General features: G+C 61.4%; 11 protein-coding genes. 6 read left to right on the top strand and 5 right to left on the bottom strand.

Annotation, left to right across the window (positions count from 1 at the left end):
- Positions 1 to 7 precede the first annotated feature (7 nt).
- The gene (locus F1002_RS20045) at positions 8 to 1,075 is read left to right on the top strand and encodes an RNA methyltransferase (RefSeq protein WP_150430821.1); all 1,068 of its coding nucleotides are present in this window, start codon (positions 8 to 10) and stop codon (positions 1,073 to 1,075) included.
- On the opposite strand, the gene F1002_RS20040 is transcribed toward F1002_RS20045, so the two are convergent.
- Positions 1,064 to 2,473 (bottom strand): sensor domain-containing diguanylate cyclase, encoded by a 1,410-nt coding sequence (locus tag F1002_RS20040; RefSeq protein ID WP_150430820.1) that lies wholly within the window; start codon positions 2,471 to 2,473, stop codon positions 1,064 to 1,066. The genes F1002_RS20045 and F1002_RS20040 overlap by 12 nt on opposite strands.
- Positions 2,474 to 2,561: 88 nt before the next feature.
- Here F1002_RS20040 and nth point away from each other — a divergent pair, with 88 nt between their 5' ends.
- The 3 genes from nth to F1002_RS20025 are packed head-to-tail and all read left to right on the top strand — an operon-like array spanning position 2,562 to position 4,637.
- Positions 2,562 to 3,194, top strand: a complete 633-nt coding sequence (gene nth, locus F1002_RS20035) for an endonuclease III (RefSeq protein WP_150430819.1) — start codon at positions 2,562 to 2,564, stop codon at positions 3,192 to 3,194.
- Positions 3,191 to 4,207 carry an FIST C-terminal domain-containing protein gene (locus tag F1002_RS20030; RefSeq protein ID WP_191090488.1) on the top strand — a complete coding sequence of 339 codons (1,017 nt, stop codon included), beginning with the start codon at positions 3,191 to 3,193 and terminating at the stop codon, positions 4,205 to 4,207. The genes nth and F1002_RS20030 overlap by 4 nt, the downstream gene beginning before the upstream one ends.
- Positions 4,200 to 4,637: a DUF1841 family protein gene (locus F1002_RS20025; RefSeq protein WP_150430817.1), complete on the top strand. Its 438-nt coding sequence runs from the start codon at positions 4,200 to 4,202 to the stop codon at positions 4,635 to 4,637. The genes F1002_RS20030 and F1002_RS20025 overlap by 8 nt, the downstream gene beginning before the upstream one ends.
- A 32-nt stretch (positions 4,638 to 4,669) precedes the next feature.
- On the opposite strand, the gene F1002_RS20020 is transcribed toward F1002_RS20025, so the two are convergent.
- Complete coding sequence (locus tag F1002_RS20020) at positions 4,670 to 6,454, bottom strand: GspE/PulE family protein (RefSeq protein WP_150430816.1); 1,785 nt, start codon at positions 6,452 to 6,454, stop codon at positions 4,670 to 4,672.
- 138 nt (positions 6,455 to 6,592) lie between these two features.
- Here F1002_RS20020 and F1002_RS20015 point away from each other — a divergent pair, with 138 nt between their 5' ends.
- Positions 6,593 to 7,120, top strand: a complete 528-nt coding sequence (locus tag F1002_RS20015; RefSeq protein ID WP_150430815.1) for a hypothetical protein — start codon at positions 6,593 to 6,595, stop codon at positions 7,118 to 7,120.
- A 52-nt stretch (positions 7,121 to 7,172) separates the two neighbouring features.
- Here F1002_RS20015 and F1002_RS20010 read toward each other — a convergent pair whose 3' ends face one another.
- Positions 7,173 to 7,385, bottom strand: coding sequence for a DUF3820 family protein (locus F1002_RS20010; protein WP_150430861.1), 213 nt, complete (start codon positions 7,383 to 7,385; stop codon positions 7,173 to 7,175).
- The gene (locus F1002_RS20005) at positions 7,382 to 8,551 is read right to left on the bottom strand and encodes an MFS transporter (protein WP_150430814.1); all 1,170 of its coding nucleotides are present in this window, start codon (positions 8,549 to 8,551) and stop codon (positions 7,382 to 7,384) included. The genes F1002_RS20010 and F1002_RS20005 overlap by 4 nt, the downstream gene beginning before the upstream one ends.
- A 109-nt stretch (positions 8,552 to 8,660) precedes the next feature.
- On the opposite strand from F1002_RS20005, the gene F1002_RS20000 reads away from it, so the two are divergent.
- The gene (locus tag F1002_RS20000; RefSeq protein ID WP_150430813.1) at positions 8,661 to 9,197 is read left to right on the top strand and encodes a YgjP-like metallopeptidase domain-containing protein; all 537 of its coding nucleotides are present in this window, start codon (positions 8,661 to 8,663) and stop codon (positions 9,195 to 9,197) included.
- Between the two features lie 83 nt (positions 9,198 to 9,280).
- Here the strand turns inward: F1002_RS20000 and htpG are convergent, their stop codons facing one another.
- Positions 9,281 to 11,197, bottom strand: coding sequence for a molecular chaperone HtpG (gene htpG, locus F1002_RS19995; protein ID WP_150430812.1), 1,917 nt, complete (start codon positions 11,195 to 11,197; stop codon positions 9,281 to 9,283).
- Between the last annotated feature and the right edge of the window lie 237 nt (positions 11,198 to 11,434).

Genomic DNA, 11,434 nt, shown 5'->3' with positions numbered 1-11,434 from the left:
TTTTCCCATGCGCATCGAAGCCATCCGCCAGACCCTGTACGCCACCGGCGCCAAGGATTGCCACGTCGACCGCGTGCTGCGTGCCTGGGCGCAGGGTCAATCCCTCGATAGCGGGCCACGCCACCAGCCGGCCGCCGACTTCCTGCCGCTTGGGCTACGCAATGCCCTCCCCGGACTCTCTGCCACACTGAACAGCCTGGCTCGCGTCCGTTCCGAACATGCCGGCGAGGATGGGGCACGCCTGCTCGTCGAACTGGCTGATGGCCAGCTGGTGGAGAGCGTCCTGCTTCCCCGCGACGGCCTGTGCATCTCGACCCAGGTCGGCTGCGCCGTCGGTTGTACCTTCTGCATGACCGGCCGCGACGGCTTGCTGCGCCAGGTCGATAGCGCCGAAATGGTCGCCCAGGTCGTCCTGGCGCGTCGGCAGCGCAAGGTCAGCCGGGTCGTCTTCATGGGAATGGGCGAGCCTTCGCACAATATCGACAACGTGCTGGAAGCCATCGACACCCTGGGCACCTATGGCGCCATCGGCCACAAGAACCTGGTCTTCTCGACCGTCGGCGACTACCGTGTTTTCGAACGGCTGCCTGCCGGGCGCGTCCGCCCCGCCCTGGCCATTTCGCTGCATACGACACGCCCCGAACTGCGCAAGACCTTGCTTCCCAAGGCGGCACCGATCGAGCCCGGCGAACTGGTCGAACTGGCCGAAGCGTATGCCCGCCGGACGGGCTACCCGATCCAGTATCAATGGACCCTGATCGAGGGGGTCAACGACAGCGAAGCCGAAATGGATGGCATCGTCCGCCTCCTGACCGGGAAATATGCGCTGATGAACCTGATTCCCTACAACGCCACCGCAGCCCTCGATTATCGGCGCCCGCCGGTCGAACGGGTGACCGCGCTGACGCGCTATCTGCACGCCCGCGGCATCCGGACCACGGTACGCAACTCGGCCGGGCAGGATGTCGACGGCGGCTGCGGGCAACTGCGCGCCCGCAATCTGGAAGCCCCCCGGAAACTACGACGGATTCCGGTATTGCGCGACGCATCGCCGAGCACCGACTCAGCCGCCTGAGTCTTCCGGGACAACCTGGTTCTTTCCGGCCCGCTTGGCCCGGTAGCAAGCCTCGTCGGCGCGACGCATCAGGCTCATTTCGTTGTCGTCGGCACGGCAGAGCGCGACACCGATGCTCACCGTGCAGGAAATCGCCTCACCGACGGGCGACGGCGTTCGGGCATCGGCAAACGCCGCGCACAGACGTTCTGCGATCAGCAGAGCCGCCGGCCCATCGGTTTCCGGCAACAGCACCACAAACTCCTCCCCGCCGTAGCGAAAAGCCGAATCGGAGCGGCGCAAGCATTGATGAATGGCGTTGGCCAGGCATTGCAGCACTCGATCGCCACCCAGATGGCCGTGGTTGTCGTTGACCGCCTTGAAGTTGTCGCAATCCAGCGCCAGCAGTGCCAACGGCCGGCCGTAGCGGGTCGCACGCTCGATTTCGAGCGGCAACACCTCGCGCATGTGGCGCGAATTGAACAGCCCGGTCAGCGGGTCGGTCTGGCTCAAGGAACGATAGCGCTCCTCGCTGTCGCGCAAGGCTTCCTCGGCCCGCCGCCGTTCGCTCACGTCCTGCAGTGTCTCGATCGCCCCGATAACCTCGCCAGCTGCATTTCTCAAGGGTGCCGCCGTAAAGAACAGCCAGCTGCCGGCTGATCCAAGATTCGGAAAGAAATCCTCGGCCTCGTATCCGCCGTTGATCAGGGACGAGCGCCGGAAGCGACCGTGATACAGGCGATCGACCTCGCGCTCCCCGACGCCATCGATGATCAAATCGGCCAGGATCGGGCGCCGCGTCGGATAGAAGCTTTTCCAGTGATCGCGGGTACCGATCACCGCGCTTGCCGAAAGCCCGCTCAAGGCCTCGCAGGCGCGATTCCAGTGGGTCACCACGTGATCCGCGTCGATTACGATGGTAGGGACGGAAGAACCATCAACCACCTGGGCCAGATACGCTTCCTTCTCGCGCAGGGCCGCCTCGGCTCTCCGTCGCTCAGTCACGTCCTGCAAGGTCTCGATGGCACCGACGATACGCCCTTCGGCATCGCGCAAGGCGGCGGCGGTAAAGAACAGCCAGCGGCCGCCTTGGCCGAAGGACGGAAAGAAATCCTCGGCTTCGTACGCATCGGCGATCAGCGCCGATTTCGCGAACTTGCCATGGTAATAGCGGTCCACGCCGTCCTCGAGTACGCCGTCCACCACCAGATCGGCCATGATCGGGCGCGCCGAGTCGTAAAAAGCACGCCATTGTTCCGAACGGCCGATCATCTTCTCCGCCGGGACGCCAGTCAGTACGGCACAGGCGCGATTCCAGTGCGTGACCCGATGACTCGCGTCGATCACGATGGTCGCCACCGGATTGCCCTCAACCAGTTGGGTCAAGGCGATGCCGTTGTCTGGACTGGCCTGCTGCATGAAGAAACAGTCCTCTCTGTCGGGTAGAATGGTTTATACAAATATCGCGCAGGCGGCGCCAAATAACAACGATCTACATTATCCACCCGTGAAAAAAGCCCAAATCGAGCAGTTCTATACCCGCTTGCGCGACGCCAACCCGGCGCCTACGACAGAACTGCACTACGCGACCCCGTTTCAGTTGCTGATCGCGGTCATCCTCTCCGCCCAGGCAACGGACGTCGGCGTGAACAAGGCGACTGCCCGTCTTTTTCCGGTCGCCCCGACGCCAGAGTCCATGTTGGCCCTCGGTGAAGAACGACTGGTCGACTACATCAAAACCATCGGCCTGTTCCGCACCAAGGCGAAGAACGTCATCGCCACCTGCCGAATGCTGGTCGAACTGCACGGCGGGGAAGTCCCGGCCGACCGGGAAGCACTGGAAGCCTTGCCCGGCGTCGGTCGCAAGACCGCCAACGTCGTGCTCAACACGGCCTTCGGGCAACCGACGATCGCGGTCGACACGCACATCTTCCGCCTTGGCAACCGGACCGGGCTGGCCCCTGGCAAGACGGTCGTCGAAGTCGAGCAGAAGCTGCTGCGCGTAACACCGGACGAGTTCAAGAAAGACGCCCATCACTGGCTGATCCTGCACGGCCGCTATATCTGCAAGGCCCGCAAACCGGAATGCGCGCGCTGTGTCGTGATCGATCTGTGCGCCTTCCGGGGAAAAACCGTATGAAGGTGGCAAGCAGTCTGGTCACAGGCAGCAGGCCCGTTGCCGAACTCGCCCATGAGGCGGTCAGCCACGCCTTGTCCCTTGCCGGCGTAGACCGTGCCGACAACGTGCTGCTCTTCCTGAGCCGCGACTACGCCCGCAATCCCCAGCCTGCCGTGCTTGCCGCAGCTCGGGCGGCCGGCTGCCTGTCGGTCTGCGGCGGCACGGCCAGCGGCCTGCTCACCGAACGCGGCTGGCAGCTGGATCAATCGGCCGCTGCGGCGATGATTTTCTCGGCACCGGACTCGTCAGCCGCACCGGATGAACTGCTGATCTCGTTTTCGTCCCACGCACTTCTGCCGTTTGGCTGGCAGACCGATAAACCGCGCGCCGGCTTTCTCGATTCCGATGGCGTAACCTGGTCGCAGAGCCGGCTGGCCGAGAACGGCTGCGCCGAAATTCGCCTGCCGGGCGTCAGCGCCTGCCAGACCAAATCGACCGGCATGCGCATCCTCGGCGAATCTCAAGTTGTCGACCAATGCCGGGGCTATGAGCTTCAACAGGTAGGCGGCCACCGTGCCATCGACAGCCTGCGCCGCAGCCTGCCTCCCGACTTGCGTGAACATCCGCCCTGGCACCAGATTGCCGTGCTACGCCATGCCGACGAACCCGGAATGGCCATCCTGACGGCCAATGCCGACGGCTCGCTGATGTTGTCCGACACCCTCGCGCCGGGCGAATCCATGCTCTGGGCGATACGCCAGCCACTCGCCGCCGAACAGCAGATTCGCGCAGCGTTTGCCAACCACCGCGAACACCATGTTCCCCCCGCGTTTGCGCTGATGTTCTCGTGCATCGGACGCGGACCGCTCTTCTACGGCAACGACGACCGCGACCTGCAGGCCTTTCGCGAACACTTCCCCGATACGCCGCTACTCGGCGCCTATGGTACCGGCCAGATCATTCACCGGGACGGTAACAACCGGTTGTATCACAATGCCATCCTGACCCTGCTTTACGAAAGCTCCCATGTTTAATCCCTCCCGCGAACAGGTGCGTCGCTTCTTCTGCGATGCCTGGAAAAAACACCTCGACCGTTTGCCCCTGGTTGGCGCCGAAGTCACGGCTGCCGACATTGCCGCCCGGCACCCTGAATATCATGCGCTGCTGGAAAATGCGGATGCGGCAGTCAACCAGGAATGGGTACCGGAAGGCGGAGCGATGAATCCCTTCCTGCATCTTTCACTGCACCTGGCGATCCACGAGCAGGTGAGCATCGACCAGCCGCCCGGGATTCGCCTGGCGTTCGAGCAATTGCGGGCGCGCATGGATGCGCACGATGCCGAGCACGTCCTGCTCGAATGCCTGGGCGAGACGATCTGGCAAGCCCAGCGCAACGGCCAGGCCATGGATGCCATGGCCTACGTCGATGCGGTACGCCGCAAGGCCACGTCGGTCGGTCGCTAGTCATTCATTGCCCGCAACGACGGGCAAGACGCTTACCCTTCGTCCGATGGCGGGGCGACCTTGATCACTTCCTCGAGAGAGGTCTGCCCTTGGGCAACTTTCAAGGCGCCTGAGATGCGCAGCGGCCGCATCCCTTCGCGGAAGGCCTGTTCGCGGAGCTTCGGGATGTCCGTGATCGGCTTGATCTGCCTGCGGATTTCCGGCGAATTGAGCAGAACTTCGTAAATACCCACCCGACCGGTATAACCCGTCATCCGGCACTCGAGACAACCGACCGGCTGCCACAATTGCGCCGGCTCGGCCGATTTCCACGGCGCCACCAGCGAACGCCAGGCGGCCCTCTGATCCTCGGTAATCGGTGCCGCCTTCTTGCAATGCGGGCACAAGGTACGCACCAGGCGCTGGGCCATCACGCCGAGCAGGGTCGAATTGATCAGGTAGGCCGGCACGCCGAGATCAAGCATGCGGGTAATCGCGGACGGCGCATCGTTGGTATGCAGGGTCGACAGCACCAGATGCCCGGTCAGGGCCGCCTGGATGGCCATTTCGGCGGTCTCCAGATCGCGGATTTCGCCGATCATCACGATATCCGGGTCCTGGCGCATCAAGGCGCGCACGCCATCGGCAAAACCGAGATCGATGCTGTGCTGGACCTGCATCTGGTTGAACGAGGACTCGATCATTTCGATCGGGTCCTCGATGGTGCACACGTTGACCTCCGGCGTCGCCAGTTGTTTCAGCGTGGTGTACAGCGTCGTCGTCTTGCCAGAGCCGGTGGGACCGGTGACCAGCACGATGCCGTTCGGCGAGCCGGTCATCTGTTTCCAGCGCAATTGGTCATCATCGGAAAAGCCGAGCGAGCGGAAATCCCGCACCAGTACCTCTGGGTCAAAAATACGCATGACCAGTTTTTCGCCGAAAGCCGTCGGCAGGGTGGACAAGCGCAACTCGACCTCCTGCCCCGCCGGCGTCCGCGTCTTGATCCGGCCGTCCTGAGGGCGGCGCTTCTCGATGACGTCCATGCGACCGAGCAGCTTGATGCGGCTGGTCATGGCGTTCATCACCGCCATCGGAATCTGGTACACCTGATGCAGCACGCCGTCGATACGGAAGCGGACAATGCCCAGATCGCGCCGCGGTTCAATGTGGATGTCCGAGGCGCGCTGGTCGAAAGCGTACTGCCACAACCAGTCCACGATATGGACGATGTGCTGGTCGTTGGCATCGAAGGTCCGGTTGCCCTTGCCCAGCTCGACCAGCTGCTCGAAGCTCGACAAACCGCTGGTCACTTCGCCGCGGGCCGCCGCTTTCTTGACCGACTTGGCCAGGTTGAAGAACTCGACCAGGTAGCGCCCGATGTCATCCGGATTGGCCATCACCCGGCGAATCTCCTTGCGCAGGATATGCTGCAGCTCGACGACCCATTCGCGAACGAAAGGCTCGGCCGTGGCGATCACGACCTCACGTGTCGTCACCTGAACCGGCAGGATGCCGAAGCGGGCCGCGTAGGCGCTCGACATCACTTCGGCAACGCCGGTGAAATCGATCTTCAGCGGGTCGATATGCAGGTAATCGAGTCCCGTCCGCCCGGCCAGCCATTCGGTGAGGTTTTCCAGGTTCAGCAATTGGGTCGGCAGCTTGGCGCTGCGCCACTTCTGGTCGGCGATGACGATCAGCGGATGGATCTTGCCACCGTGCAGGCGGCGCTCGCTCTTCAAGGCATCGGCTGCCTCGCGACCGATGAGGCCGTCCTCGACCATCCAGTCGACGACCTCGGCGAGAGTCAGGCGATGTTCGCCTACATTCCTGTCATTCATCCGCGGCAATATAGCATGTGCTCGTAAGGTGTTGTCACTCGCCCCGGAGATGTTCGCACTCGTTTGCAAGTTGAGCGGAAACTAATCCGAATAGCGCCTAGAATGAAGTTGTGACAACCGTCAATGGGGAGCAAAAAAATGAAAAAACGTCTGATGATGATCGCCGTCACCTTGCTGGCTTCGCTGACCTGCCTGCCTACCAATGCACAGCCGGGTCCCGGGATGGGGGGCATGCGCGGCATGGATTCCGGGATGGCTCCAACCAGTCCGCCTCGGGCACGCGCCCAGCTCGACTGCAGCCAGGCACCGAACCCGGCCGCTTGTACAGCCCATCGCGAAGCCCGCGCCAAAGCGATAGAAGCCTGCAAGGCCAACACCGGCCCGCAGCGTCGTCAATGCATGCAGCAGCAGATGCAGAATTTCGATTGCGCCAAGGCCGGCAACCCGCAGCAATGCGAGTCGCGCAAGATGGCCTATCAGGAATGCCAAGGCCAGTCCGGACCTGCTTTCCGCCAATGTGTCCAACAGAAAATGCCGACGGTCGATTGCAGCAAGGCACCCAACCCGGCACGTTGCGAGCAGCACCAGAAAGCCCGTGTCGCATGCCAGGACAAGCTTGGCCCTGAGCACAAGGCCTGCCTGCGCCAGCAATTCAATACCCAGTAGCTGAGCAAGGTGCCGTTTCGTCAAACCCCGGCGGGCTGCCTATGGCTGCCCGCTAAGATTGCCGCAGGGGTTTCAACAGACCCGACAGGCCGTTATGGTCGATCTCCTGCATCAAGGCCAGCAAACGGCCAATTTCCCCCGGCGGAAAACCTTCACGGGCAAACCAGTTCAGGTAATGCCCGGGCAGGTCGGCAATCAAGCGGCCCTTGTATTTGCCAAATGGCATCGTCCGGCTGACCAGGAGGAGCAGATCATCGGGGTTCATCGGCTTGCCGCCCGCCACAGAGGGTAGAGTCCAAGCAGGCCGAGAACGGGGCCAGGCAAGAGCAACCACGCGATGCCGCCGGCCCAGTTGCCTATCCACGCCGTCCCCAACTGGATGGAAACCATGGTGATCGCAAAACCGATCGAATTCTGGAAGGCAAGGGCGCTCCCGACGATCTCGGGCGGGCAGGCCCTGGCGGATAGCGCCGAAAAATGAGGCGAATCGGCCACCACCGTCGCCCCCCACAGCAGCAGCAACAATAGCTTGGCCCAGGGTGCCCACTCGCCGCTCAGCGGGAATATCGCACAGCAAGCCGCCGACAGCGCCAAGGCCGTAGCGGCCACCCGGGCGCTGCCGATACGCTGGCTCCACCAGCCGCCGAACAGGCAACCCAGCGTGCCGATGCCGATGATGGCAAACGCCAGCCCGGAGACTTCGATGCTGCCGGGAGCCGCCAGGCCACTCAGGACGATCAGCGCCGGGGTCAGCGTCCAGAAGGCGTACAACTCCCATTGGTGGCCAAAATAACCCAGGGCGGAGGCACGAAATTCGCCGATCGAAAAGGCGTGGAGTACCCTGCCCAGGCGCATCGGTGGCGCTCCGTGCCGACGCTTGAGATGAGGACCGTCACCAAGGCGGAAGATCATGACCGCAGCCAGTAGCGCCAAGCCTGAGGAAACCAGAATCGTGGCCTGCCACGACCAGCCTGTCCCTGCCAGGCGAATGCCGTGCGGCAACGCTGTCCCCAGCGTCAGCATGCCGACCAGTTGTGCCAATGCCGATCCGGCACGCTCCGGCACCCAGCTGACCACCAGCTTCATGCCGAGTGGATAGACACCTGCCAGGCAAAAGCCGACGGCAAAGCGCAGGGGCACTGCCCAAGTCAGGCCATCGGCCAACCCGGCGAATGCAGCGTTGCAAGCGGCCCCGAGCACGGCGCAAACCGCAAAAATCCGGCTGGCCGGAAAGCGGTCGGCCAGGCCGGAAATGGCGAAGCTCAGGGTGCCCAGGATAAAGCCGAGCTGAACGGCATTGGTCAAGGTTCCGATATCGGCCGGAACGATGCCCCAGGTGCGAATCAGATCGTCAGCGGCACTATTGGCCGAGAACCACAACGACGTACCGAACAGCTGCGCGATGACAATGATGGGAACGGGGTTCTGCATGGTGGCAGGGCAAAATGAAACAGCCGCCAGCATACCGCCTAAGTCCGCCAACACCTCGGACAGCGCGCCGCTTCGGTAAAATTCAGGTATTCCCTCACCTCGCTGTCGCATGCGCCCCAACCCGCCCCCCAATTATCTCGCTGGCTATCCCGGTCATCTGGTCCACGCCGTCAGCCACGCCATTGCGCAAGGGAAGCTGGGGGGGATTCTGCTCGGAAAATACCCGCTGGCCCACGACATACGCACTGACAAGGCGCTCTACGACTACGTCCAGGATATTCGCAATCATCATCTGAAAAATACACCACAGCTCAGCAAGATCGCCTACGACAGTAAATTGCAAACGCTGCAAAAGGCACTGGGCACCCACACCTCCATTGGCCGGGTGCAGGGGAGCAAGATCAGGTCCAAAAGGGAAATCCGCGTTGCCGGACTGTTTCGCAACATGCCCGGCGAATTCCTGCGCATGATCGTGGTGCACGAACTCGCCCATCTGAAGGAATCGGAACACAACAAGGCCTTCTACCAGCTCTGCCAACACATGGAGCCCGATTATTTCCAGCTGGAATTCGATCTGCGCTCTTATCTGAGCTATTTGGATGCCGGTGGCGAAGCGCTCTGGGGAAGCTCGCCAACCGCTGCATAGGATTGCTTCCCACATAAAAAAGGCCGCCTGAACAGGCGGCCTTTGATCGACACAAGCCGATTAGCGGCTACGGCGAAATCGAATCACTTCGCCGACAACGCCATCATCAGATCGTTGATACGCTTGACGAAGCCAGCCGGGTCATCCAGTTGCCCGCCCTCGGCCAGCGTAGCCTGCTCGAACAACAAAGCAGCCCAGTCATCGAAGCGTGCCTCTTCATACTTCAGGCGCATCACGGCCGGATGCTGCGGATTGATTTCCAGGATGGGCTTGATGTCCGGCGCTTTCTGACCTGCCGCCTTCAGCAGACGAGCCAGGTTGCCGGACGGATCATGCTCGTCGGAAACCAGGCAGGACGGCGAGTCCGTCAGGCGATAGGTGACGCGTACATCCTTGACCTTGTCGCCGAGCGCGGTTTTCACCTTCTCCAGCAAGTCCTTGTACTCATCGGCCGCTTTTTCGGCTTCCTGCTTCTCGGCTTCATCTTCCAGCTTGCCGAGATCAAGGCCGCCCTTGGCCACAGACTGCAACTGCTTGCCTTCGAACTCGGTCAGGTGGCCAACCACCCACTCGTCAACACGATCGGATAGCAGCAAGACCTCAATCCCCTTCTTCTTGAAAATTTCAAGATGCGGGCTGTTCCTGGCGGCGTTGAAGCTGTCGGCCGTCACGTAATAAATCTTCTCCTGGCCATCCTTCATCCGGGCGATGTAGTCGGCCAGCGAAGCAATCTGCTTGTCGCCATCGCCATGCGTCGATGCGAAACGGATCAAGCCGGCAATCTTGTCCTTGTTGGCCTGGTCCTCGCCAACGCCTTCCTTGAGCACGGCGCCGAAGGCTTCCCAGAATTTGGCGTACTTTTCCTTGTCGGCCGCTTCATCGCTATTGGCCAGGCCTTCCAGCATGGACAACACCTTGCGCGTACAGCCGCTGCGGATATTGTCGATATCCTTGCTCTGTTGCAGGATTTCGCGCGACACGTTGAGCGGCAGATCGGCCGAATCGACCACCCCGCGCACAAAGCGCAGGTACAGCGGCATCAGCTGCTCGGCGTCGTCCATGATGAAGACGCGGCGCACGTAGAGCTTGATGCCATGACGGGCGTTGCGGTCCCACATGTCGAACGGCGCGCGAGCCGGGATGTAGAGGAGTTGAGTGTATTCCTGCTTGCCTTCGACGCGGGCATGCGTCCAGCACAGCGGGTCTTCGAAGTCATGGGCAACATGCTTGTAGAACTCGGTGTATTGCTCGTCGGTAATATCCGACTTGCTGCGCACCCACAGCGCGTTGGCCTGATTGACGGTCTCGTCCTCCTCGGTCACGACCTGCTCGCCGTCCTTCCACTCCTCCTTCTTCATGATGATCGGGAGCGTGATATGGTCGGAATACTTGCGAATGATGGACTTGAGTTTCCAACCGTTCAGGAAATCATCCTCGCCGTCGCGCAGATGCAGAACGACATCGGTACCGCGCCCGGCCTTTTCGACCATTTCGACGGTATATTCGCCCTCGCCGGCTGATTCCCAACGTACCGCCTGATTCGCCTCGACTCCGGCACGGCGGGAAATCACCGTCACCTTGTCGGCAACGATAAACGACGAGTAGAAGCCGACCCCAAACTGGCCGATCAGATGGGCATCTTTAGCCTGATCACCGGTCAGGGCCGAAAAGAATTCCTTGGTACCCGATTTGGCAATCGTCCCGAGATGAGCGACGGCCTCATCGCGGCTCAGACCGATACCATTATCGGAAATGGTCACAGTACGGGCGGTCTTGTCGAAGGCAACCCGGATTTTCAATTCCGAATCGTCACCGTAAAGTGCCGCATTGTTCAGCGCCTCGAAGCGCAGCTTGTCACAGGCATCGGAAGCATTCGATACCAATTCGCGCAGAAAGATTTCCTTGTTGCTGTACAAGGAATGGATCATCAGGTGCAGCAGTTGCTTGACTTCCGTCTGGAAGCCGAGCGTTTCGCGATTTGCGGTTGCGGACTCGGACATGCGTGAGACTCCCATTATTCAAAATGAAACGTAGGGTTGAATATGGGGCTCTGTCAGCCGAATTCAAGAGCGGAATGAGACTAAATGCGTCTAAAAGTTAGCGAAAAGCCAACCAGCTGAAGGCAGCGTGAGCTGATCAGGTTTTTCTTCTTGTAAAAGTTAAAAACCCCGTTACTGGATTAGTAACGGGGTTTTTGAATGGGAGTCTGGCGTTGACCTACTTTCGCGAGCGGAAGC

This window comes from Dechloromonas sp. CZR5 (assembly GCF_008711155.1).
Taxonomy (GTDB): Bacteria; Pseudomonadota; Gammaproteobacteria; order Burkholderiales; family Rhodocyclaceae; genus Azonexus.
This window is presented reverse-complemented; position numbering and strand designations above follow the sequence as displayed.

What these genes read in the sequence shown, in the direction of transcription:
- F1002_RS20015 (WP_150430815.1), top strand. Translation starts at nt 6,593, where the DNA reads ATGAAAAAACGTCTGATGATGATCGCCGTCACCTTGCTGGCTTCGCTG.
- F1002_RS20045 (WP_150430821.1), top strand. Translation starts at nt 8, where the DNA reads ATGCGCATCGAAGCCATCCGCCAGACCCTGTACGCCACCGGCGCCAAG.
- F1002_RS20025 (WP_150430817.1), top strand. Translation starts at nt 4,200, where the DNA reads ATGTTTAATCCCTCCCGCGAACAGGTGCGTCGCTTCTTCTGCGATGCC.
- F1002_RS20040 (WP_150430820.1), bottom strand. Translation starts at nt 2,473, where the DNA reads ATGCAGCAGGCCAGTCCAGACAACGGCATCGCCTTGACCCAACTGGTT.
- F1002_RS20020 (WP_150430816.1), bottom strand. Translation starts at nt 6,454, where the DNA reads ATGAATGACAGGAATGTAGGCGAACATCGCCTGACTCTCGCCGAGGTC.
- htpG (WP_150430812.1), bottom strand. Translation starts at nt 11,197, where the DNA reads ATGTCCGAGTCCGCAACCGCAAATCGCGAAACGCTCGGCTTCCAGACG.
- F1002_RS20010 (WP_150430861.1), bottom strand. Translation starts at nt 7,385, where the DNA reads ATGAACCCCGATGATCTGCTCCTCCTGGTCAGCCGGACGATGCCATTT.
- F1002_RS20005 (WP_150430814.1), bottom strand. Translation starts at nt 8,551, where the DNA reads ATGCAGAACCCCGTTCCCATCATTGTCATCGCGCAGCTGTTCGGTACG.
- F1002_RS20030 (WP_191090488.1), top strand. Translation starts at nt 3,191, where the DNA reads ATGAAGGTGGCAAGCAGTCTGGTCACAGGCAGCAGGCCCGTTGCCGAA.
- F1002_RS20000 (WP_150430813.1), top strand. Translation starts at nt 8,661, where the DNA reads ATGCGCCCCAACCCGCCCCCCAATTATCTCGCTGGCTATCCCGGTCAT.